General features: G+C 40.8%; 20 protein-coding genes and 1 pseudogene. 17 read left to right on the forward strand and 4 right to left on the reverse strand.

Features of this window, described 5'->3' with window-relative positions; genetic code table 11:
* Positions 1-348: 348 nt before the first annotated feature.
* Positions 349-1,548 (reverse strand): glycosyltransferase WbsX family protein, encoded by a 1,200-nt coding sequence (locus tag BMW86_RS00350; protein WP_089777861.1) that lies wholly within the window; start codon positions 1,546-1,548, stop codon positions 349-351.
* Positions 1,549-1,686: 138 nt separating this feature from the next.
* On the opposite strand from BMW86_RS00350, the gene BMW86_RS00355 reads away from it, so the two are divergent.
* The 3 genes from BMW86_RS00355 to BMW86_RS00365 all read left to right on the forward strand — a co-directional run bounded on the left by BMW86_RS00355 (position 1,687) and on the right by BMW86_RS00365 (position 3,621).
* The gene (locus BMW86_RS00355; RefSeq protein ID WP_089783501.1) at positions 1,687-2,106 is read left to right on the forward strand and encodes an SRPBCC family protein; all 420 of its coding nucleotides are present in this window, start codon (positions 1,687-1,689) and stop codon (positions 2,104-2,106) included.
* Positions 2,107-2,111: 5 nt separating this feature from the next.
* Positions 2,112-2,576: a MarR family winged helix-turn-helix transcriptional regulator gene (locus BMW86_RS00360; RefSeq protein ID WP_218149078.1), complete on the forward strand. Its 465-nt coding sequence runs from the start codon at positions 2,112-2,114 to the stop codon at positions 2,574-2,576.
* Positions 2,577-2,757: 181 nt separating this feature from the next.
* Positions 2,758-3,621, forward strand: coding sequence for an oxidoreductase (locus BMW86_RS00365; RefSeq protein WP_089777863.1), 864 nt, complete (start codon positions 2,758-2,760; stop codon positions 3,619-3,621).
* Here the strand turns inward: BMW86_RS00365 and BMW86_RS00370 are convergent.
* The gene (locus BMW86_RS00370) at positions 3,598-4,467 is read right to left on the reverse strand and encodes a LysR family transcriptional regulator (protein ID WP_089777865.1); all 870 of its coding nucleotides are present in this window, start codon (positions 4,465-4,467) and stop codon (positions 3,598-3,600) included. The genes BMW86_RS00365 and BMW86_RS00370 overlap by 24 nt on opposite strands.
* Positions 4,468-4,555: 88 nt before the next feature.
* On the opposite strand from BMW86_RS00370, the gene BMW86_RS00375 reads away from it, so the two are divergent.
* Both BMW86_RS00375 and BMW86_RS00380 read left to right on the forward strand, forming a co-directional pair.
* Complete coding sequence (locus tag BMW86_RS00375) at positions 4,556-5,455, forward strand: alpha/beta hydrolase (RefSeq protein WP_089777867.1); 900 nt, start codon at positions 4,556-4,558, stop codon at positions 5,453-5,455.
* 201 nt (positions 5,456-5,656) lie between these two features.
* Positions 5,657-6,220: a hypothetical protein gene (locus BMW86_RS00380; RefSeq protein ID WP_089777869.1), complete on the forward strand. Its 564-nt coding sequence runs from the start codon at positions 5,657-5,659 to the stop codon at positions 6,218-6,220.
* A 4-nt stretch (positions 6,221-6,224) separates the two neighbouring features.
* Here the strand turns inward: BMW86_RS00380 and BMW86_RS00385 are convergent, their stop codons facing one another.
* Positions 6,225-7,214, reverse strand: coding sequence for a quinone oxidoreductase family protein (locus tag BMW86_RS00385; RefSeq protein ID WP_089777872.1), 990 nt, complete (start codon positions 7,212-7,214; stop codon positions 6,225-6,227).
* A 124-nt stretch (positions 7,215-7,338) separates the two neighbouring features.
* On the opposite strand from BMW86_RS00385, the gene BMW86_RS00390 reads away from it, so the two are divergent.
* From BMW86_RS00390 to BMW86_RS00430, 9 genes and pseudogenes are all read left to right on the forward strand, one after another.
* On the forward strand, positions 7,339-7,710 hold the full coding sequence (locus tag BMW86_RS00390; RefSeq protein ID WP_089777874.1) for a winged helix-turn-helix transcriptional regulator: 372 nt from the start codon (positions 7,339-7,341) through the stop codon (positions 7,708-7,710).
* A 142-nt stretch (positions 7,711-7,852) separates the two neighbouring features.
* The gene (locus tag BMW86_RS00395) at positions 7,853-8,692 is read left to right on the forward strand and encodes a helix-turn-helix domain-containing protein (protein WP_089777876.1); all 840 of its coding nucleotides are present in this window, start codon (positions 7,853-7,855) and stop codon (positions 8,690-8,692) included.
* Between the two features lie 77 nt (positions 8,693-8,769).
* Positions 8,770-9,903, forward strand: a pseudogene (locus tag BMW86_RS00400) (epoxide hydrolase family protein).
* Positions 9,904-10,080: 177 nt separating this feature from the next.
* Complete coding sequence (locus BMW86_RS00405) at positions 10,081-10,971, forward strand: alpha/beta fold hydrolase (protein ID WP_089777878.1); 891 nt, start codon at positions 10,081-10,083, stop codon at positions 10,969-10,971.
* Positions 10,972-10,983: 12 nt separating this feature from the next.
* Complete coding sequence (locus tag BMW86_RS00410; protein WP_089777880.1) at positions 10,984-11,499, forward strand: RNA polymerase sigma factor; 516 nt, start codon at positions 10,984-10,986, stop codon at positions 11,497-11,499.
* A complete protein-coding gene (locus BMW86_RS00415; RefSeq protein WP_089777882.1) occupies positions 11,496-12,101 on the forward strand; it encodes a hypothetical protein in 606 nt (201 codons plus the stop codon). Before BMW86_RS00410 ends, BMW86_RS00415 begins: the two co-directional genes overlap by 4 nt.
* A gap of 182 nt (positions 12,102-12,283) precedes the next feature.
* A complete protein-coding gene (locus BMW86_RS00420) occupies positions 12,284-13,720 on the forward strand; it encodes a serine hydrolase (protein WP_089777884.1) in 1,437 nt (478 codons plus the stop codon).
* Between the two features lie 177 nt (positions 13,721-13,897).
* Positions 13,898-14,902 carry an aldo/keto reductase gene (locus tag BMW86_RS00425; protein ID WP_089777886.1) on the forward strand — a complete coding sequence of 335 codons (1,005 nt, stop codon included), beginning with the start codon at positions 13,898-13,900 and terminating at the stop codon, positions 14,900-14,902.
* An 8-nt stretch (positions 14,903-14,910) separates the two neighbouring features.
* The gene (locus tag BMW86_RS00430) at positions 14,911-15,798 is read left to right on the forward strand and encodes a helix-turn-helix domain-containing protein (RefSeq protein ID WP_089777888.1); all 888 of its coding nucleotides are present in this window, start codon (positions 14,911-14,913) and stop codon (positions 15,796-15,798) included.
* 55 nt (positions 15,799-15,853) lie between these two features.
* Here BMW86_RS00430 and BMW86_RS00435 read toward each other — a convergent pair whose 3' ends face one another.
* Complete coding sequence (locus tag BMW86_RS00435) at positions 15,854-16,471, reverse strand: hypothetical protein (RefSeq protein WP_255372818.1); 618 nt, start codon at positions 16,469-16,471, stop codon at positions 15,854-15,856.
* 103 nt (positions 16,472-16,574) lie between these two features.
* Between BMW86_RS00435 and BMW86_RS00440 the strand changes: the two genes are divergently transcribed.
* The 3 genes from BMW86_RS00440 (at position 16,575) to BMW86_RS00450 (ending at position 22,476) form a co-directional block, all read left to right on the forward strand.
* Entirely contained in the window at positions 16,575-17,462 is an 888-nt protein-coding gene (locus BMW86_RS00440) for a winged helix-turn-helix domain-containing protein (protein WP_089777890.1), read from the forward strand.
* A gap of 522 nt (positions 17,463-17,984) precedes the next feature.
* Complete coding sequence (locus BMW86_RS00445) at positions 17,985-20,504, forward strand: tetratricopeptide repeat-containing sensor histidine kinase (protein ID WP_177189115.1); 2,520 nt, start codon at positions 17,985-17,987, stop codon at positions 20,502-20,504.
* 19 nt (positions 20,505-20,523) lie between these two features.
* On the forward strand, positions 20,524-22,476 hold the full coding sequence (locus BMW86_RS00450) for a sigma 54-interacting response regulator (RefSeq protein WP_089777894.1): 1,953 nt from the start codon (positions 20,524-20,526) through the stop codon (positions 22,474-22,476).
* Positions 22,477-22,569: the final 93 nt, after the last annotated feature.

Raw genomic sequence — 22,569 nt, forward strand, 5'->3', positions numbered from 1 at the left:
GATTGCATAATCAGGGCAATAAAATCCCATTTCATTTATTGTATAAATGAACCGGGAAGAGTCTATGCAAACGATTGCATTTTAATGCAATAAAAAATGACTGTTGTTGAATCTTTAACCTTAGTAATTAATAATTGAATCTTTAAAAGAGATAGTCTGATGCTTATGGATCTGGGTACAGTCAATTTTCATAAAAAAGCTTCTTAGCATGCTAAGCTTTCACGTGGAAACTGTTTTAAAGTTAATCAAAAAAGCTGCTATACAACTTGTTTAATTTTACCAATTACTTGTACTTTTTTCTCATTCTGACCTGCCACGCTATTGCAGTATAAGGTATTAGGTTAGCGTTTAATGTATCTCATCTATAAACACCTTTTTTATGGCATTTAAATATCCATAGCCGAAAACATTATCAGGTTGCAGGTAACTGGTTTCCGTCCATTCATTCCAACTGTTTATAGTAATCAGGGGAACCTGCTTTGGATGTGCATCTGCATATGCTTTAGCCATACGTAACCCCTTTTCAAAGTTATCCGGCGTATTATTTTTCACCACAGCGCTATGCCCTGTACGCGGACTATTATCCCATCCTACACTAATGTGAGGATAGTAAATAAAATCAAACGTGGTATCTATACGTGCCCATTCCTTTTTTACTCCATCAAGAATATTCAGATAGTCATCATCCACATTCGCGAAATGGCAAAACTGATAATGAGTGGCACTTGTAAAGCCTAATTTTTTAACAAATGCATTCTCAGGATTTTTCGTTTTACTACCATCAAAACCACTGTGATTCATATTGATTGACCACATTGTGAGTTGTAGTTCCAATCCGGGGAAACCGGCCTTTTTTGTTTCTTCCTTAAACCATTTTAACGCATCAGCAGCTTCTTCTATCCCTCCCAGCCCGTCTATAAGCTGTGGCATATCGTAGATCATAAAAACAGGCTTCCCATCTATCTTATAATATTGCGGTAGTTTAAAATACTTTTCAATGTTTCGCCTGCATATTTTTTCAAATTCTGCCCTGCTCACTTTACCCGTCCAGATAACATTATTTTCATTAAACTTATTTAAGCGGGTATCCCAGGTGTTGACAACATCATGGTTTGCCCACATAAGGTAAAACTTCATTTGATTAGTATTGTCGGCTTTCAGGAACCCATTATCAAGTGTGGTTTCCATAAAAGCTCTGCCATCGTACCAATACCAGTCGAAAATGAATACGTTTACACCATGTTTTACAGCCTGGTTGATTTCCATCGACATAACAGATGGATCTGCCTCGTTAATGGGACCCCATAATGGCTTTCTGTTCCAATAATGACCCGGGAACCTCTCCTGCATGTTCAGCACAGTTTCCCATTCCCCATTACCTGCTGGCCAGAAAGGACGCAATCTTGGGTCATCACTGGCATAAGCCGGATATAAAAAAGCGGCGATATCATACGTTTTTTTTGCTGTAGCTATTTTCGTTTGGCCGAAAGAGATCTGGTTTCCAATCAACCAGAGCGTTAACAATAACAATTGAGGGTGTTTATTCATGTTGTACTTGATTAGTCCAAATGTAATAATTGACAGATGATTAAATACCAGAATAATATGAAAGGTTATCTAGCAAGGAAGTTTTTATTTGCTTATTATAAGTACACTTATTATATTTGCACTTATAAAATAATAAATATGTGGACAAAATCGCACTCCGTCGTTACAAAAGATGTAACTAAAGAACAAATGTGGAAATTATTTGCCGATGTAAACAACTGGCATACCTGGGATGAAGGCATTGAATTCGCTCAAATGGAAGGGACCTTTGAGAAAGGCAATCATTTTATGCTAAAACCTAAAGGAGGCCCCAAAGTAAAAGTGGAACTGCTTGAAACAGTAGTTAACAAAAGCTTTCTTGATGTTACAAAATTCCCTTTGGCCAAAATGTATGATAACCATACTTTTGAAGAGACAACAGACGGCCTGAAAATTACCAATACTATTTCAGTAAAAGGTCCTTTGTCCTTTATCTGGATTAAACTCGTGGCTCAAAACATAGTGAACGCATTACCTGTTGATATGAAGAAGCAAATCGAAACTGCCAGTAAATATTGACTATTATGATGAAGAAACCCGACAAGGCTTTTAGTGTAAAAGCAGCAGAAGACAGCTCCGGATTTTTGCTCTGGCAGGTAACAACGCTCTGGCAAAGAGGTATCAAAAAAGCGCTGGAAGATATTAATATTACACATCCGCAATTTGTATTGCTGGCAAGTTTATTATGGTTGTCCAAACAAAAAGACAGCGTAACACAGATCGACTTGTCGCAACATAGCAAAATAGATCCTATGACCACCTCTACGGTCATAAGGACCCTCCAGCAAAAAAAAATGGTACAACGGCAGGAGCATCATACAGATACCCGCGCAAAGACAATTACACTTACTGAAACGGGAATAAAAGTCACCCGGCAGGCTATAAAGATTATTGAAAAATTTGATGGAGCCTTTTTCTCCTCATTGGCAAGCAAAACAGCCAATTTTAACAGTGAGCTGCTCCTTCTCCTCACTGATAATGGTGAGTAATGATTATTTAACCGGTTCACGAGGGCAGTTTCTTCCATAGATAATCCTTTATATTTCTCTTCATCAAAATCCCATAATGACAACCCTATGTCAGTAATATTCAGTTTTTAGATAAAAATATTATTTTCGCGATACGTTATCTCACAACAAAGACCCATCAAATCAAAAAAAATTTACTGCAATGGAAAATAATACAAGAAAAGTATGGTTCATCACAGGCGCATCTGCAGGCTTTGGAAAATCATTTGCTGAATATGCCATTCAACAGGGTTACCAGGTAGTGGTTACTGCAAGGCGTTTGGATAAACTGGAAAGCATCAAAGCGCTTGCGCCCGACCAGGTAGAAGCATTACGGATGGATGTCAATAATAACACCGAAGTATCTCAGGCAGTAACATCGGCAGTGAGTCGCTTTGGCCGTGTTGATGTACTCATTAATAACGCGGGTTATGGTATTGTAGGTGCTGTGGAAGAAACACCCGAAGATGAATTACGGGCACAAATGGAAACAAATTTTTTTGGTGCGGTAAGTGTAACCCGTGCGTTGCTTCCCCTATTCAGACAACAGCAATCAGGAGCGATAGTGAACATCAGCAGTCTGGGTGGGCAGTTATCCGTTCCCGGGTTCGGTGCTTACTCTGCCTCAAAATTTGCACTGGAAGGCATTTCAGAGGCTTTGGCTGCCGAACTGGCTCCCCTGGGAATAAAAGTATTGATTGTAGAACCAGGTCAGTTCAAAACTGAATTAGCAGGTGCTGCCATGAGGTATATGCCGGAGTTAGCTGCTTACAAAGATACTGTTGGGCCAACAAGAAATTTTGCCCAAACGATGCACGGCACACAGGAAGGCGATCCATTCAAAGCTGCTGCCGCTATAGACAAAGCACTGCTTGCCGCAAACACTCCGTTAAGACTGCAATTAGGTGAGGATGCAGTTAATGCCATTAAGCAGCACAGTGAAAACCTTTTAAAAGATCTTGCCGCCTGGGAACAGGTAGCTGTTGATACTAAATTGAACGGTTCATCGGCAAAATTGCTTCATTAACTCCACCTGATCTGATGTAACTCTTGTTTTATCGTAAGCCAGATACAATACATTCTCTATGGGTATCCTACCACGCCAGATTACCTTGAGGTCATCATCCAACAGGTAATCTGCCGCTATTGTCAAAGCAGAACAGTGTTTCAGTGATTTTAAGATCAGATTCATGTCTGGTATTACACAGTATGGTTTAATAACCAGACGTTTGTAAAAGTTCTTTTGCCAGAACCTGCGTATGATAGCAAGATCTATGGTATACGCAAACCAGGGCTGTGATAACAACCATGCTTCTCCGCTCTCCCAATTTTCTTCACTAACGTAATTATCAAATTCAGTGGTGTCAATTGTTTTACTACCAGCGATGATAAAAATCTCTTGCCGGACAGGTTCAAAAACAAGGTTCTTATAATCGGTCAACTTAGTAGCGACCACAAAATCCAATGTACCTTTGTGCAACCTGCCAAGTAACTCTTTGGTGCGCCCAAAGGACAAAATAAGATTCGGTTCAATCGCGCCTATATTTTCTGATAATACGGCCTGAAAATACTCCTGCACAGTACCCAGCCGGATGATGGGCAACTGTTTTTTAAAGCCGGCAGCATTGAAATTCTCCTCCACTTTCTCCAACTTTTCCAATGGCTCAACTACCTGTGTATAAAACAGCTTACCATAATCTGTAGGTACTATCCTCGGCTTCCGTTCAAATAATGTCTTTCCAACATGTGCCTCCAATAAAGAGATATGCTGACTCACATTCGGCTGTGATATAAACAAAGCCTTTGATGCAGCAGTTAGTGATCCTGTTTGATAGACGGCTTTAAATGTTCTGTACCACTCCAGGTTTACCATACAATAAATATTTTTATGACCGCCTATAAATTAAGCTATTTTATTTATATATCTCTACAGCGGAAATTTGTCTTCAAATAATAATAAAATGGAAATTTTACCACAGGTACAGGAAGTACTGACTTACATGCAGTCAGTTAATGTTACGCATATCGAGGACAAGTTACAGGCTTCAAGAGTATTCTATGAAAAGTTGATACCTCTTGCAGGAGAGCAGGAAGCCGTATTTGAAGTCGAAGACAAAACCATCGAATTTACTGACCGAAAAATTAACATCAGGATTTACAGACCTGATAACAAAAAGACATTACCGGCAGTAGTCTATTTTCATGGCGGCGGGTTCTTCAAAGGAGGTATTGAAACACATGACCGTCCTTTACGGCAGCTTGCTAATTTATCAGGGGTAGTCATTATTTCTGTTGATTACAGGCTTGCTCCTGAATACCCGTTTCCTCATGGTTTGAATGATTGTACCGACACAACAGAATGGATCATAAACCATGCAGAAGAACTGGGTATAGATAGCCATTGTATCGCTGTAGCCGGAGATAGCGCCGGAGGTACATTAGCTACTGCTGTAGCAGGAAAGCTGAATAACATTTTATGTCAGATACTCATATACCCCGCTACTGACTCATCTCTTGCAACTCCCTCCTGGTCTACGTTTGCAGAAGGCCCTATTTTAACCTTAAAGAGTGCTATTGAGTTATGGGAGTATTATACAGAAGATAAAATCAAGGCAGCACCAATATTCAACGATGATCTGTCTGGCATGCCTGATACGTTCATTATAACAGCAGAATATGACCCACTGCGGGATGAGGCTATGGACTATGCCAAAAAGCTTCGCCATGCATACGTGCAGGTAACCGAAAAGCTTTACCCCAAAATGCCACATGGTTTCTTCCAGATGGGAGGCATAATAGATCAGGGCAGAGAGGCAATTGAAACTGTAGCTAAATATATCAGATATAAATTAGTAAAATAAGGAGGTTTTGATCATAACAGAATTCAGGCTTATTGGATAAAATAAATTCAATTTAATAAAGAGTCATTTGATGAGAGAATATTTTAAAATGCCTCTAATAATTACGGAAAGGAATATTCTCTAATAAAAAGATCCGTAATCCGGATCCAATTCTTTAACATTTAATCTGTAAATTGAACGCTATCAAATAATCTTAAATTCATGAATAATCTTCCTATTATACGTTCTTCAGGCTGGGAAGCTACAGACGCTGCCGCAGCACGTATTAGCTATGAGCAGATTAAAGCTGTAATCAGTAAACGTAAGCCGGAGGTTATAATACAGATAAATGATGTGAAGGCACCTACGCAAGCTGAGTTAAGAGGTTTGTATGTGCGTGAATTGTTCACACTCTATTCCATGATTCTTGAACTCATGCGATCCGGCAATCAATGGATTGCTATGAATGTTCATCAGAATTATCATACACGAAATGTAGATTCAGGTGTAATAACTATTGAAGAAGATGAGGTAGACATACTGACTTATCATTTGAATCCACAGATCTTTATATTCCCATGGGTTGATAATACTCTCAATAATCCATGGACACCCTGGGACTGGAAAATTCCTATTATCAGTGATGACCAGGATGATACCAATTATTTTTATGAGCCAGATACTCAAAGGCTTATTGTTCATGAGGGTAGCAATCCTTTGAGTATCTGTTTTTATGGATTTGAACCACTGCTAATTGCAGGGTTGAATTTCTTTGAAACGATATAACTATTTATAATTCAGGTTTCAAAATGATACTGCCTGTTGTTTTCCTTGATTCCATATCCGCATGAGCTGCAATTGCCTGTCTTAATGAATAAATGAATGACTGTTCTCGTTCAAATATACCATTCCTTAACAAACTGAATATTTCAGGCATCCCCTTTCCGCTTTTGTCCTGATAAAGTGGGTAGTCATTGAGCGCATCATGTGCAAATTTGATTTTTCTTTGCATCAGCAGGTCTTCGTCTACATCAGGCATACCGGAAGGCCATCCATATAATACGGCACTTCCGCCATCTTTAACTACAGTTAACGATTTCTCAAAAGTAGCCTTGCCGGTGCCATCGTACACAACGTCAACACCTTTACCCCCGGTGTACTGGTTAACGGCACCAATAAAATCCTCAGACCCCAGATCAATAACCTGATTGAAGCCGCGTCTTAAGGCTAACTCCTTTTTGACTGCACTTCCGACAGTTCCGATGACTGTAGCCCCCAACGCCCTGACCCATTGGCTCAACAGAGTTCCCACCCCGCCTGTCATGGCATGAATCAAAACAACCTCACCGGGTTTAACCTTATGGCTCTGCTTAATCAGCATGTGAGCGGTAAGACCTTTTATCATGACAGCAGCAGCCTGTTCAAAGGATATATCTTCCGGCAGTTTAAATATTTCATTGGTGTTAATGATTCTTCTTTCGGCATAGGCCCCAACCGATGCGTAATAGGCTACGCGGTCGCCTACAGTGAAATCTTTAACGCCTGTTCCAACCTCTTCAATGATACCTGAAGCTTCAAAACCAATGGGTGCAGGATATTGACTCGCCGGAAAAGTTCCATTTCTGAAAAATACATCCAAAAAGTTTACCCCTATGGCTTTTTGGGCAATCAGCACTTCATCAGGACCTGGCTGCTGAAGCGTTATATTTTGATATTTCAATACGTCCGGTGCTCCCGGTTGTTCGATAAGAACGATACCGCTTTGTTTACTGTTGTTCATTGAATTAACTTTGTTTGAGTTACTAATATGTACCGGGTGCAAAGCTAATGAGCTCAGTCTTGTAATAGTGGTGACTTCCCCGCAGGGAAGTACTTCCCTCAAAGAGATTATTTAAATTTGGAGAATGGTTGACAAACTGAAAAATGGAAAAATATCCGATGACTGTAAACGCCACTTTAAAGCGATAAATGATACGTTGTACATTTTGAATGGTAAATGGAGAGTGATGATAGTAGCTTGTCTGGCATCAGGTAAAAAACGTTATCTCGAACTTCAGCGCATAGTTGAAGGCATAGGACCCAAAATGCTTTCGAAAGAACTGAACAAGCTGGAATTAAATGGCCTGATCACCAGGTCCCCGCTGGAAACCAAGCCGGCTACGGTTGAGTATGAACTTACCGAGTATGCCCGGTCACTTAAACCACTCACAGATGAAATGGCTGCCTGGGGTAAACAGCACCGGGAGAAAGTCATTAAAGAAATGACTGCAAAGTAGCCCCCATCTGACATTAATCATCTAGAGAACTTTGGGCCTGACAACGCTAGCATTAATAGACAAATAAAGTATATTTAGGATTCAAGTAACCAGGAACATATATCTTTCGAAATTGTAACCATGTTCAAATTTTAAGCTGATTATGAAGTTCCATAAACATATACCGGCCTATCCTTTATCTGATTACATTCAGCATATCGTGTATGTTAGTGGTTCAAACTCCTCCATCCCATATATCAAAGAGCTTCCGGATAAAGGTGTCAATCTGGTCATTGAGCTGCAGGAAAAAAACATCAATACTGCATTCCTCGACACTGATCTGAAAGAGAAAAGGGTCATGAAAAATGCGTGGATATCAGGTATACAAACACAGGCTATTTTATATCAAAACAAACAGGATTCAAGTATTCTCAGTGTACGCTTCACTACCGGTGGTTTTTATGCACTGACAAAGATCCCTATAACAGCCATAAATACTGTTTGTCTGGAGGCCGAATTGCTTTTAGGTAATTCCTTTAAGAACTTATACGAAAAACTTATTAATACAGATGATATCCCGCAGTTGTTTGGACATATTGAAAGCTATTTCCTGCGATACACCAGCGATCTCCGTTTCGAAGATTCTCTGGTGAAATTTATTGATAAGAACATTGAAAAACCCATTGATTGGCTAATAAAGAAATCCGGTTATTCCCAAAAACATGTCATACATATCGTCAAACAACATACTGGTTTTTCAACCAAATACCTGCAAAGGCTCCATAGGTTTCAAAAGGTGATCAGGGATATTCAAACCTTTAAGGGGAAGACAGACTGGTTGGCGCTTGTTAATGAGTATGATTATTATGATCAGGCACATTTTGTCAAAGAGTTTACCCGGTTTACCGGCATCAAACCAACACAATATTTATTATCACAAATGGAAATGGAAGAAAATCATCTTGTTGCAGATATGATTTTACAACCTCCTGCTAACCCTTAGATCAGGGGTAGGTAAATTTTTTACAATGGGGTTAGGCGGGAGGCAGCTAAATTTGTGTAAACAAAAAGATAACCCAAATGACACCTTTTAAAATAGAAGTACCCCAGGAAGTATTAAACGATCTATCTGTAAGATTAAAACAGACGCGCTGGACTGATGAACCGGAAAACGCTGGCTGAAATTATGGTACCAACCCAACCTATTTACGTGAACTGGTAGATCATTGGCAGAATGAGTACGATTGGAGAACACAGGAAACCTATCTGAATAAATTTCCTCAGTTTAAAACAGAAATAGATGGTATTACTGTGCATTTTATATATGTTAAAGGAAAATCTAAGAATGCCAAACCACTGATCTTAACGCATGGCTGGCCCGATAGCTTCTACAGGTTTCATAAAGTAATCCCTATACTTACTGATCCCGAAAGCCATGGCGGCAATGCCGATGAAGCTTTTGACCTTGTCATCCCCTCAATACCTGGTTTTGGGTTTTCGGATAAAGTTCCCCAAAGCAGTGACCAAACTGCCCGTTTATGGGCCAGGCTGATGACAGAGGTATTAGGATACCAAACGTTCTTTGCCGCGGGAGGGGATATTGGTTCAACAATCAGCAAATCATTGGCCAATCAGTATCCTTCACTGGTATCTGCTATTCATATAACGGATGTTGGCTATCCAAACGGACAAGAAGATTGGTCAACGATGTCAGCGCCGGAGCAAGAGTTTGGCCGCTTTATCCAACAATGGTTCTTTGCCGAAGGAGCTTTTAACCTTATTCAGACAACAAAGCCTCAAACATTAGGTTACGGCTTAAATGATTCCCCTGTGGGATTAGCATCCTGGATAATTGAAAAGTTCCATGGTTGGTCCGGCAAACCTGAAAATATAGACGATCACTACTCGAAAGATGAACTGATCACTAATATCATGATATATTGGATTACGCAAACCATTAATACCTCTATCCGTACATATGCAGAGGAAGGTAAGGTAGCCTGGACAGCAGGACTTAAATCAGACATGAAGGTCGAAGTTCCTACCGGCGTATCCTTGTTCCCGGGAGAGGCCCCTTTTCCAATAGAATGGGTCAACAGGAAAGTGAATGTGCAACGATTTAATATCATAGAAAAAGGCAGTCATTTTGCAGCATTGAATGTGCCTGATCTATATGCAAAAGAACTTAGAGATTTCTTTCATAGCATATCCTGAATATATTAAAAAGAATGAGTGGTTGGCTATACAGCATCACTCATTCTTTTTTGTTAAGCGACAATGAATATACGCATATGAAATTTTTGACACTGCCCCCCTCAGATGTACCTGATAAAAAAAATCTGTAATAAATCAGGAGTTGTCTTTACTAAGATATCAAAATGAATTCAACATATGAAAAAGACACTCCTATTTCAGATTTTAGCTATTACAGCCTTTTCATTTATACTGATATCAGGCTACTCCCAAAGTATTTCTAATCCTGCCTTTCAAGTGAAAGTGACCGGAAAAGGACAGCCTATGTTATTTATTCCGGGCGCCACCTGCAGTGGCGATGAATGGCAGGCTACAGTTGCACATTATGCTAAAAATTATGAATGCCATGTTTTTACGCTTGCAGGCTACGCAGGTGCTGTACCATTAGCGGAAGGTCCTTATCTGGATACGTTTAAATCATCTCTGATCTCCTATATTAAAAACAAAAACTTACATCATGTAGTGATGATTGGTCATTCAATTGGTGGTTTTTTGTCGCTCTGGATAGCATCAGAATTACGGGACCGACTGGAGAAATTAATTATAGTGGATGCATTGCCTTTCTATGCAGGTGTAATTAATCCCAACGCCCAGAGTGGGTTCAACAAGGATCAGGCCCAATCTATGCTGACGGCTTATAATAATATGAACGATCAACAATTGAAAACGTATCAACTGGGGATAGCCCGTACGCTTTGCGCAGATTCAACGAAGTGGGACATGATCGCCGAATGGGGCGCCAAATCCGATCGCAAAACAATGGCTTACACTCTGAATGAGATGATGGGTAATGACTTGCGTGAGGGAATTGCATCAATCAAAGTACCGGTATTGGTTTTAGCTGCCTATAAGTATTCAGCTCAGTATCCTCAGTTTACCAGTGAATACGTCGAAGCTACCTTTAAAAAGCAATATGAGAAGTGTGAAACATGCATTATTCACGTTAGTCCATCTGCAAGGCATTTTCTGCTATATGACTCTCCTGAATGGTTTTTAAACGAAATTGATACTTTTATCCAAAAGCTATAAACCCAGTCTGCCGTGCCAAATATCAACCAGAAACAGGAGGCTTTCTTTAATGAACTGGTGAAAGCCAATCATGCAAGCATTCTCCGGATTTGCAGGGCATATCTTTATGAAGCTTCTCAGGCCGATGACCTCTATCAGGAAATTCTTTACCAGATATGGAAGAGTATACAAAGCTTTAAAGAGCAGGCAAAGATAAGTACCTGGATATACCGGATAGCAGTGAACACCGCTATTAATTTTAACTTAAAAAACAAACGGCATCAGCACCAATCGATGCCCGATTTATTCTCAATGCCCTATGAGGAGACCCTTTCTCAAAAACAGGAACAGGAGGCGAAGTTGGATAAACTACGCTATTGCATCAGCCAGTTGGAAGCCCAGGACCGCCTGATCATTTCCCTGGTGTTAGAAAACAAGAGTTATAAGGAAATTGCCGAGATCACTGGTATAAGCATGACCAATACAGGTGTAAAAATTAGCCGTATTAAAACCCGCTTACTTGATTTAATGGAAAACTTAAAACCATGAACAGTTTCGAAGATATTCAGAAAAACTGGCTCTCGCAGCCGGTAAATGATGTGGTTCAGCCAACAGAGATACAATTCGTACAAAATAAATGGCAAAAGCAACAGCGTAAAGTATTGCTTGCCAATCTGGCAATGAGTTTTGGCTTTCTGATAGCACTGATAACTATCGGATGGGTCTTCTTTGCTTTCCGTCATCAGTACCGATGGCCATTTGAGGTAAGCATCGCTGTCATCTATTGCCTCCTAATAATATTTCTCATCGTCTCATGGAGAAGCTATGGCTTTAAAAAAGAAAGTCTGGAAGTATCGAGTGTTGACTTTATTCACTACCAGATCAGTAAGTTACACTGGCAGCGTAAAGTTCTGACAACCTACGTGTGGATTTACTGTGTGCTTTTATGGCTTGCTTTAAGCCTTTATACAGTGGAGATCACAAGGCGGGCTTCGATTTTATTTACGTTGACGGCTCTGGGAATCACCACAGCTTATTTAACGGGTATTGCACTATGGAGCTGGTTTCGAAAAACAAAAAAACAGCTTCGCCAAATTGATGAGATCATATATGATCTGAAGCAATTACATGATTCGCTCAATAAAACCTAAACAACCGTAAAGCCATTACATCAAAAGATGTAATGGCTTTACCTCTTATCCAGTCTGGAATCAGTTTTTTTGATTTTTGAACCCGCTTAGTTTTCTTTAAGGATCTTAGGCAAGTTTTTCCAAAAAGTACCAACCTTTGCCATATCTTAGAGAACCCATACAATTAACCTAAATTCCCAATAATGAAACTATTCGTTTTACCATTACTCCTGTTAATTCAGTTAACCATTTATGCTCAAACCGACAAAGAAAAAATACTACAGGTGGAAAAGAACCTGGTCGGCACGATACAATTAACCGGCGAAACGCCCTGGACGATAGCTGAACGAATGGCTCATTACAAAATACCCGGGCTAAGTATAGCCGTTATACAGAATTATAAGCTAATCTGGGCAAAAGGTTATGGTTGGGCAAATGATAGTTTGAAAGTACCAGTTACAACACAAACACTTTTCCAGGCAGCCTCTATCAGTAAATCCCTGAATGGGGTAGGTATACTCAAACTGGTACAGGATAAAAAACTGGACTTGTATACGGATATCAATACTTACCTCACCAGCTGGCACTTCCCTTATGACAGCCTGGCTAAAGGGAAAAAGATCACCGTGGCCAACCTGTTAAGCCATACCGCAGGATTGACAGTACATGGTTTTGCAGGCTACAGGCAAGGAACTCCCTTACCGACGGTAATACAGATTCTGGATGGTGTGAAACCGGCAAATTCGGCACCTGTACGTTCTATGTATGAACCTGGCATAAAATCGGAATATTCAGGCGGTGGCACCACGATATCCCAGCTGATTGTAATGGATGTAACACATCTGCCGTATGCTGATTACATGAAAAAAGAAGTATTACAGCCCTTAGGCATGACTGCCAGCACCTTTTCCCAACCACCTGTGGATATTAATCCGGGACTCCTGGCTACCGGTTATCGTGGAGATGGGAAACCAGTAGAGGGAAATTACCATATCTATCCCGAAGAAGCTCCTGCAGGCTTATGGACAAATCCAACTGACCTCGCAAAATATATCATCGAAACACAGCTGGCTTATGAAGGCAAATCTGCCAAAGTGTTAAACCAGGCAACAACCACACTCAGACTAACACCTTACCTCGATAAAAGCGCGGCTTTAGGTGTATTTATTGACCTTGATAGTACCGGATACTTTGAGCATGGAGGTGCGAATGAAGGATTTCGCTGCCAGTATTACGGAAGCCTGAAAGACGGGAATGGCGTAGTGGTGATGGTGAACTCTGACAACAGTAGCATTTTACCGGAAGTGATAAATAGCGTCTCAAAGGTCTATGGATTTAAAGGATTGTATCATTCCACCATTAAAGAATCAGTGACTGTACCAGATTCAGTACTACAAACCTATATTGGACAATATGCGCTGTCCCCTACTTTTATTATAACAATTTACAAAGAAGGTAAAGTGATATATGCGCAAGCCACCAGACAGGGGAGCTTTGAAATGGTCCCCGAAACGCAGACTAAGTTTTTTCCAAGAGAATTTCCCGCATACCTGGAGTTCACAAAAGACACCACAGGTAAAGTAAATGCCTTAATACTTTATCAAAACGGGCAACAGCAGGAAGCAAAAAAGATCAAATAGAACAGCTTATACTTCTATAGGAAGTATGGTTAAACAGCATACGAAAAGGTTGGAGACAGGCTTATCCTCCCATAAGTCAAAATGTTTGCAGACGTTTAAAAAATCATTCCTTGATTTGCTTACAAGCTTCAGGGGTTTGCATACATGCGCGCGATTTGGCTTACCGACCTTTGGATCATGGAAATAAAACAAATAGCATTGGGCAGCCAGGGTTTGGTTCTGCCGCTGATCGGCCTGGGTTGTATGGGCATGACGGGTTTTGAAGAGGCGCATATGTATGGTCCTGCGGATGAGCAGGAAGCCATCGCGACGATCCAACGTTCGCTTGAGTTGGGCGGTAATTTTTTAGATACTGCCGATCTGTACGGACCGCTGAAGAATGAGCAGTTGATCGCTAAAGCGATCAGAGGTAAACGTGATCAGTATATTTTGGCGAGCAAGTTTGGCTGGGAGATCGATGATAACAATAAGGTAACCTGGGCCATCAATGGTAAGAAAGATTATGTAAAGAAATCTTTGGAGCGTTCGCTCAAAAATCTGAATACGGATTACATCGATCTGTATTACCTGCACCGCCTGGATAAAAATACGCCGATCGAGGAAACGGTTGAGGCGATGGCTGAGCTGGTTCAAGAAGGGAAAGTGGGTTATATCGGTTTGTCGGAAGTTTCGTCTGAAACGGTTAAGCGGGCGCATGCCGTGCACCCGATCACTGCCGTACAAAGCGAGTACTCTTTGTTCGAGCGGACGGTGGAAGAACGTGGAGTTTTGGCAACCTTAAAGGAGCTGGGTATTGGTTTTGTAGCTTACTCACCGCTGGGCCGTGGATTCTTATCCGGACAGATCAAAAGCATCGATGACCTGCCTGAGAATGATTTCCGCAGGGCAATCCCGCGTTTCCAGGGCGTACAGTTCGACAAGAATATTGAATTGGTGAAAGCTATCGAAGTAATGGCTGAAGCCAGGCATGTCACTTCTTCACAACTGGCTTTGGCCTGGATCATGAGCAAAGGCATCCTGCCGATCCCGGGAACGAAACGCCGGAAGTACCTGGAGCAAAACATTGCGGCAACAACTATCGTATTAACTCAGGCGGATCTATCACAACTGGAAAGCATCGTGCCTTTAGGTACGGATACCGGCGCGCCTTATGATGAATTCAGTATGGGCTTAATTGATTAATTTTGTTTATGAACGCCATTAACTCCATATCGGAATTTCACCGTTTGCTGTCCTTAACGGAACCTCGCCACCCGCTGGTGAGCGTGATCAATCTGGCGGAAAGTGTTTTTTTGGAAGACGAGATCTGGAAAGGTTTCGTTAACCGCTTTTATTGCGTGGCGCTCAAACGTGAAGCCAAAGGCAAGATCAGGTACGGACAGCAGCATTATGATTACGATAAAGGAGTATTGAGTTTTACCGCGCCTAACCAGGTGCAACAACTGGACCTGCAAAATATGGAATGCGGGTCCGGTTATCTCCTGATCTTTCACCCGGACTTCCTGTTACAGCATACTCTGGCGAACAGCATTCATCACTACGGTTTTTTCGATTACGCGGTTAACGAAGCGCTGCACCTGTCGGCCGAGGAAGAAGATGACCTGATCATGATCCTCCATAAAATTGATAAGGAGTGCCAGCATATCGATAAGCATACCCAGGAGATCATTCTGACGCAGATCGAGAGCCTGCTAAAATACTCCAACCGTTTTTATGAGCGGCAATTTTTGACCCGCAAGAATAATAATTCAGCGCTGCTGACCAGGTTCGGGCAGTTGATCGATGACTACTTCAACAGCGACGTACAGAGCTTGCTCACGGTACAATATATTGCTGCGCGGATGAACCTGTCGCCGAACTACCTGAGTGACCTGCTTCGGATTCATACCGGGCAGAACACACAGCAGCATATTCATGAAAAACTGATCGCGAAAGCTAAAGAAAAACTTTCCACGACCAGTCTTTCGGTCAGCGAGATCGCCTATGCCTTGGGCTTTGAGCACGCGCAATCCTTTAGCACGCTTTTCAAAAAGAAGACGAATTTATCACCGCTGGAATTTCGTCAGGCTTTTAACTGATTACCAGGTACAAACTGTGTCCTGGTAATCAATACGCATTTCATAATTTATTTGCTCAGCAACCGCCTTTGCGGGGGACACGTTTAAAAATTACTTTATTATCTCGTTCTACATATTCGCCCGATACTATTGGGTATGCATACTTGGGCGCGCACGATACGTAATGGCTTCTTATAATTATCTTGTCGTTAACTTTCAGGCTATGCAATTGCTCAAGTTGAGACTTTTCCGGTTCAAATCTTACAATGTAATCGACACCATTAATACTGGCCATCACACCGAAACCTAATCTTGATCCTGGCGGAAGAGAAAGAGAGGTTATAACAGCCTCCATATTGGTAAAATCACTTATATGCTTCCTTATTTTAGCAACACCGGCATACACTTTTTTACCTGCGGGAGACGCTTCCCATTTTTTGAACTTTACACCCTCAGGGGTAGCCTCCCATTTTTTCCGTTCGGCTTCCCTTTCAGTAGCTGAGAGGGGTTTTGGGGTTGGCCTTTTAGAAGTTTCATTTTTAATTTCGCGATTAGCAAATACTAGTCCGCTTACCACAACCAGCGGTAAGATCAGCGCATAAATAACTTTTTTCATGTTTTTTGTAGATTTAATTAACATAGATCTATCTGCTGATAAATCAGATCCGTTTAAAGCATTTTTTTTATTTTTCATATCCTTTTAAAGTTGATGCAACAAAAATACTTTGATATGTTTCAGCCGGAGGAACTTGCATTGTAAATAAAAATGTAACCTTTGTAAATAAATTGTAAATGGTATGTTTTATGGCCGAAATCTACTTTCCGGGAGACGCGAGTACCTGTGGGGAGTGATATTACTCTCGTTTATCTCTGTGATTTGCGCGGCATTCATTATGACCGGCAGTGACGATTTTGATATCGCCAGGAGAGAAGTTTTGCTTCGGAGGATAGGAGATGAACTACTCACCCAGTCGGGCGACAGTAAATCAAGGGTTCTTCCGGTAAAAAAGATCGCGAAAAATGAGTACCAGATCAGGTTTGAGAATGAGCTTACTTTTCAACCGGACTCGCTGGTGAATACTACCCGGCGTTTGTTGGCCAAAGACCCTCTCGCAAGTGATTATGTAGTTAACGTTCTGAATTGTGGCAACTCCAGTGTAGCCTATGGATACGCTATATCCAACAATAAAAAAGATGATATTGTAGCTTGTAGAGGAAGGGTGCAACCCAAAGGATGTTACATGGTCAACATTAAATTTAAACCGACAGGAATAAATACAGCAAATGGGTATCTTCTGGGCTGCCTGTCGGTTTTAGCATTTGTTGGTTTTATTTTTTTCAGATCGGTTAAACCGCGAATCGCCGCGCCTGTGGCTCAAAATCCTGGCATTTTAACTTTGGGCCCGGTGTTGTTCGATGCGAAGAATCGGCAATTGACAATAAATGGGAAAACCATAGACCTGACTGGAACTGAAACACGTCTGCTGCTTATTTTTGCGTTGTCTCCTAACCAGACTATAGAGAGAAGCCGGCTGCAAAAAGAGATATGGGAGGATGAAGGTGTTATTGTAGGGCGTAGCCTGGATATGTTCATATCAAAATTGAGGAAAAAACTGGAATTTGATCCGAATATCAAAATTGCTGTTGTACGCGGCAAAGGATATAAGCTTGAGATTAGCTCTTAAGAACAATCTCCTCGTCAAAACTGATCTTATTAGATTTCAATTTGGCATTTGTAAACTTATCGTGAACTACTGATACTGTATCATTAAAGAATTACCCTTACCGGGATCGAACCAAAAACAACGCTTTCCGGGCGGCAAAGCCATATTAGATATTCACTAAAACTAAGACCCTCTGTACGCAATGTAAATAGGGGTTGTATGCTACAAGGGACAACTTTCGAACCTGTTCACGGATGATTTATCTAACATTTGCCAATGTATGAGTGAAATTTTTCGCTCAACTTATTATTGACAATTATGATATATCTATTAATTCAATAATTTTGTTGTCAAGGAATTTGAATATTGATTTCCCCTTTAATTCGATTTTATGCCCCTTTTGGGGTCCGTTAGGCAAGTCAGTGGCTAAAGTTGCAGAATAGTCTATTTCCGTCGTTTCATTATTATGATGCATCGCTGTTAATTTTTGTGACCTGCTACGATACAGCTATGCCTAAGTATATAAAATTTCCTTTTAAATACATGAAGCATTATAATAAAAGAACCATTTTTTTTATTGTCACCATTGTCGTTTTGCTGGTTACGCCCCCATTTTCTTTTGCTCAAAGGATATGGAATGATCAATCGGAAATGTTATTGCAACTCCGGAAAAGCAAAGCAGATACAGGCCGGGTGCATGTTTTGCTAAAACTGGGCCGATATTATTTACTCAGGGAATATTACGTGTACAAAACCGGAAATCCATGGACACAGCTTGATAGCGCTAACTGGTTTGCAACCCAGGCCCTTCATCTTAGTGAGGCATTAAAATATGAAAATGGGAAAAATGAAGCTATTTTATTAAAGGGAGATGCCTTTATTAGAAAAAATGAAATAAAACCTGCACTTAACCTGTTAGGTACGATACAGGATTCAACGCGTTTTCGTTTGTTGATCATATTGGGTCGCCATTATCTGTTTCATAAATCCGGATTCAGTAAACAGAACTTAGACAGCTCAATAATTTTCCTAGAGCAAGCAAGTAAAATAGCACCTGTTTATTTGTCTGCAAAATGGCTACCTGAACTTACACATATCAAGGCAATGATTAGCTTTATTACCGAAGGTTTGCAGCCAAGCAAAAAGCTATACCAGGAAACAATTGATAAAATAAGCATGCCTGGTAATGAAGAAAGAGAAGCTCTTTTGTGGTATGAGCTGGCAATGCTGATTCCGTTACGCGAGAATACTGGAATAACCAGGTTGTATTGTTTTGAGAAAATGCGCTCGCTTTATAAAAAAAGTGGTAACCAGGAAAGAGAAGCATTTGTTTTAAAGACGATTGCTGATATACATATGGTGAATGGCAGGTTAACCCAGACGGAAACAGCGCTACTGAACTCACTGGATCTTTACAAAGCAATCGGTTATCGGGACCTGCATTATATTTATGATCTGCTGGCTGTTACATACCGCCACAAAGGCGATTTCAATAAGTGTATTTTTTATGGGTTAAAGGCAATAGAAAGTATTGAAGCCACAAATGATTCCACTTCATCCCTTACTTTTTACAGTCGCCTTGCCAATATGTACAGGGAAATAGGGCAACCAGACAAAAGCGTGGAGTGGTATTCAAAAACGCTCAATAACCGGGTATTTAATGATAGCGACAATTTTTATAAATTCAGGGATGCGGGTTTCTTTGCAAGGGAACTTATAAAAATAAACAGGGAGAAGGAAGCACTCGCCTATATTCTTGACATCAACGCTAAGAACAAACCTATCGGAGTGGACGCAGAAATATGTCTGGTAGGTTCATTAGCCTACTGTTACCATGCTGTGAAGCAGGATCCACAGGCCGAAAAGTATTATCTTAAATTAATAAATCTGGCAGGGCTTCTGCAAGAAAATAATGAAATAACCACTGATGTCTATTACGAGATAGGGCAGTATTTTATCAGTAAGCAGCAATACAGAAAAGCGATTGACTATTTGCAAAAGGCACTTAGCGCTGCGGAAATCAGGAATTCATATGCACTAATGAAAGATGTTCACCTGATGCTCTTCAAAGGTGATTCCGGTGTAGGGAATTACACTTCCGCTATACAACATTTATTAAAGCACAAGCAATTAAGCGATTCTCTCTTAAATGAAACCAAGCACTGGCAAATAGAAGAATTACAGGTTCAATTTGAAACTGCTAAAAAGGAAAAGGATATTAAACTGCTTAATAACCAAAACCAACTGCAGCGTATTAGTATTGAGCAGACTAATAAAACAAAGAACATAACCCTGGCCTATGTGGCACTACTGCTGATCATTGTGGGCCTGCTATTTAACCGTTATCTGATAAAACAAAGAAACAATCGCCAGCTCAGGGCGAATCAGAAGGAACTGGATCAGAAAAATATATTTTTAGAAAAGCTGACTACAGAACAGGATAAATTGCTCAAAGAAAAAGAATGGTTGATCAAAGAGGTACACCACCGGGTTAAGAACAACCTTCAGATGGTAACCGGCTTACTGTATGCGCAATCCATGTATCTTGAGGATGATAAAGCCCGGCTTGCGGTAAATGACAGTCTGCGGCGGATGCAGGCAATATCAATGATCCACCAGAAGCTCTACAAGGATGACAATACGTCAACCATTTCGATGCCCGTTTATATCAAAGACCTGGTGCGTTACCTGCATGAAAGTTTTGATGCTAATAATCAGATAACTTTTGAACAAACGATCGCTTCGGCAGATCTTGATGTATCGCAGGCAATCCCCCTGGGATTGATCATTACGGAAAGTATTGTCAATGCTATCAAGTATGCCTTCCTGAATGATCAGAAAGGCGTCGTAAGCATTCATTTACAATATGAGGGTACCGATCAATTATTACTGAAAATATCGGACAATGGTATTGGGTTACCGGCAGGACTTGATACCGGTAAACACCATTCACTCGGGCTGGATCTGATGCAGGGGCTTACCAGGCAGCTAAAAGGAAACTTTTATATTGAAAACAATAAAGGCGTACACATAACGGTGAAGTTTCCAATCTTAATTAAATGAGCTTAGCAACAATATAAATATGAATATCAAAATACTGATTGTAGAAGATGAATTTATTGTGGGAAATGCGCTCCGTTTAGCAGTGGAGAACGGTGGTTATAGTGTAACAGGTATAATGGCTTCCGTTGAAGAGGCTGAAGAAAATATCCGGAGCCAACAGCCGGACCTTGTACTGCTCGATATTCGATTAGAAGGAGCAAGTTCAGGTATAGACCTGGCCCGGAAACTGAGGTCCGAAAATATTCCTTTCATTTATTTGTCTGCACATTCAAGCCAGAAAATACTGGAAGAAGCAAAGACTACCGAGCCTTATGGATTTCTCGTAAAGCCATTCAGGGAAAAAGATCTGCTGGTAGCGTTGGAAATTGCCCTATATCGCCACCGCCATAGCCTGGAGGCTCAACTCAGGCAGGAAGATTTTTTGCAAAAGCAGTTAGCAGCAATAAGCAATGAAACTACAACAGCTGAACAAAAGTTACTGAAGATCGCCCGTTTGTTACAATCATATATCCCATTTGATCTTATTTCCGTAGGACCAAGGCCATTTGATGTTGCGCAATTCAATGATACAACCTATTTACGCATCGGGTTTGATGAGTACCAGTTTATTCGTGAACAAGAATTAACAACAATTACCGGTTTAACTAAAGACGAGTTTTCCTGCATTATTAAGAACAGTCACACAGATACAGACGCGATCATTTACAGAGATGAATTGAATGATCCTTCACTGCAAAAAATATGGTTTGATTTCTTTAATTGTCAGGCTTACCTGGTTTTCCCTGTGACTGTAAGGAACGGTTCAGCGGTTCACTACTTTTTTTATAGTCGTCAGCGCGCTATTTACACGGAGAAGCACATTGCTTTACTGGGTCGTTTAAAGATATATTTGACAGAACTGGCAGAGAAAATGACGCATACAGCGCGTACAATCGATCAACCCGGTTCCACTAACAAAGAACCTGGTGAAGCTGCAAATCACCCCGAATTTCAGGGTATTATTGGCAATCACCCGCTTTTACTGACCACATTGGATCTTACCACGCGGATCGCCCCCTATAATACGTCGGTCCTGATACTCGGTGAAAGCGGAACCGGAAAAGAAAAAGTAGCCTATTATATTCATGCGCTGTCACAAAGAACAAAGGGGCCATTCGTAAAAGTAAACTGTGCTGCCATTCCAACCACATTGATAGAATCGGAATTATTTGGCCATGAGAAGGGAGCATTTACCGGCGCCATAGAAAAAAGAAAGGGCAGATTTGAACAAGCCGATGGAGGCACTATTTTTTTAGATGAGATTGGAGAATTGCCGCTGGATATGCAGGTTAAATTACTCCGTGTTTTACAGGAAAAAGAAATTTCATCTGTAGGCAGCAGTTCATCTGTAAAAGTGAATGTTAGAATTGTGGCCGCTACCAACCGAAACCTGGAAAAAGAAGTAGCAGAAGGAAATTTCCGGCTTGATCTCTATTATCGACTCAATGTTTTTCCCATAACCTTGCCACCTTTACGGGAACGGAAAACTGATATTGAAGCGCTGGCACTTTTTTTTGCAAACAGGTTTTGCCAGGAATTCAATAAGCCATTCGAGGGTATTACAGCTTCCATGATGGAAGAAATGCGTGCCTACAACTGGCCGGGGAATATTCGGGAGTTGGAGAATATTATAGAGCAGTCTGTTATCCTTAACGATGGCAAATCAAAACTGGAATTAATGCGAAGCCTTACAATGGTGGCTCCTGCGGTAGCCGGTGAAATAAATATCGAAACACTGGAGGATGTAAAACACGTTCAGAAGGAAACAGAAAGAGCTTATCTTATTTCGATCTTAAAAAGAACGAATGGTCGTATACGCGGAACAAATGGCGCAGCGGAAATATTGAATATCAAACCAACCACGCTGGAAGCAAAAATAGCAAAGCTGAATATTAAGAGACAGGATTTTATCCATCCCACAGAAAATCCATAAAAGATCTACTCCAATATTTTTAGACTTCGTGCAGCCGGCTCCAAAAAAATTGGAGTTGGCTGATTGTCATTATTGGTAGGTTCCCGTCATTGT

The organism is Chitinophaga sp. YR573 (assembly GCF_900110995.1).
Taxonomy (GTDB): domain Bacteria; phylum Bacteroidota; class Bacteroidia; order Chitinophagales; family Chitinophagaceae; genus Chitinophaga.

Excerpts from the sequence above, each read along its gene's own strand:
- BMW86_RS00415 (WP_089777882.1), top strand. The coding sequence starts at position 11,496 with ATGAACAGTTTCGAAGATATTCAGAAAAACTGGCTCTCGCAGCCGGTA.
- BMW86_RS00445 (WP_177189115.1), top strand. The coding sequence starts at position 17,985 with ATGAAGCATTATAATAAAAGAACCATTTTTTTTATTGTCACCATTGTC.
- BMW86_RS00385 (WP_089777872.1), bottom strand. The coding sequence starts at position 7,214 with ATGAACAACAGTAAACAAAGCGGTATCGTTCTTATCGAACAACCGGGA.
- BMW86_RS00365 (WP_089777863.1), top strand. The coding sequence starts at position 2,758 with ATGGAAAATAATACAAGAAAAGTATGGTTCATCACAGGCGCATCTGCA.
- BMW86_RS00405 (WP_089777878.1), top strand. The coding sequence starts at position 10,081 with ATGAAAAAGACACTCCTATTTCAGATTTTAGCTATTACAGCCTTTTCA.
- BMW86_RS00360 (WP_218149078.1), top strand. The coding sequence starts at position 2,112 with ATGATGAAGAAACCCGACAAGGCTTTTAGTGTAAAAGCAGCAGAAGAC.
- BMW86_RS00435 (WP_255372818.1), bottom strand. The coding sequence starts at position 16,471 with ATGAAAAATAAAAAAAATGCTTTAAACGGATCTGATTTATCAGCAGAT.
- BMW86_RS00420 (WP_089777884.1), top strand. The coding sequence starts at position 12,284 with ATGAAACTATTCGTTTTACCATTACTCCTGTTAATTCAGTTAACCATT.
- BMW86_RS00425 (WP_089777886.1), top strand. The coding sequence starts at position 13,898 with ATGGAAATAAAACAAATAGCATTGGGCAGCCAGGGTTTGGTTCTGCCG.
- BMW86_RS00355 (WP_089783501.1), top strand. The coding sequence starts at position 1,687 with ATGTGGACAAAATCGCACTCCGTCGTTACAAAAGATGTAACTAAAGAA.
- BMW86_RS00350 (WP_089777861.1), bottom strand. The coding sequence starts at position 1,548 with ATGAATAAACACCCTCAATTGTTATTGTTAACGCTCTGGTTGATTGGA.
- BMW86_RS00370 (WP_089777865.1), bottom strand. The coding sequence starts at position 4,467 with ATGGTAAACCTGGAGTGGTACAGAACATTTAAAGCCGTCTATCAAACA.
- BMW86_RS00390 (WP_089777874.1), top strand. The coding sequence starts at position 7,339 with ATGGTTGACAAACTGAAAAATGGAAAAATATCCGATGACTGTAAACGC.
- BMW86_RS00430 (WP_089777888.1), top strand. The coding sequence starts at position 14,911 with ATGAACGCCATTAACTCCATATCGGAATTTCACCGTTTGCTGTCCTTA.
- BMW86_RS00450 (WP_089777894.1), top strand. The coding sequence starts at position 20,524 with ATGAATATCAAAATACTGATTGTAGAAGATGAATTTATTGTGGGAAAT.
- BMW86_RS00380 (WP_089777869.1), top strand. The coding sequence starts at position 5,657 with ATGAATAATCTTCCTATTATACGTTCTTCAGGCTGGGAAGCTACAGAC.
- BMW86_RS00375 (WP_089777867.1), top strand. The coding sequence starts at position 4,556 with ATGGAAATTTTACCACAGGTACAGGAAGTACTGACTTACATGCAGTCA.
- BMW86_RS00395 (WP_089777876.1), top strand. The coding sequence starts at position 7,853 with ATGAAGTTCCATAAACATATACCGGCCTATCCTTTATCTGATTACATT.
- BMW86_RS00440 (WP_089777890.1), top strand. The coding sequence starts at position 16,575 with ATGTTTTATGGCCGAAATCTACTTTCCGGGAGACGCGAGTACCTGTGG.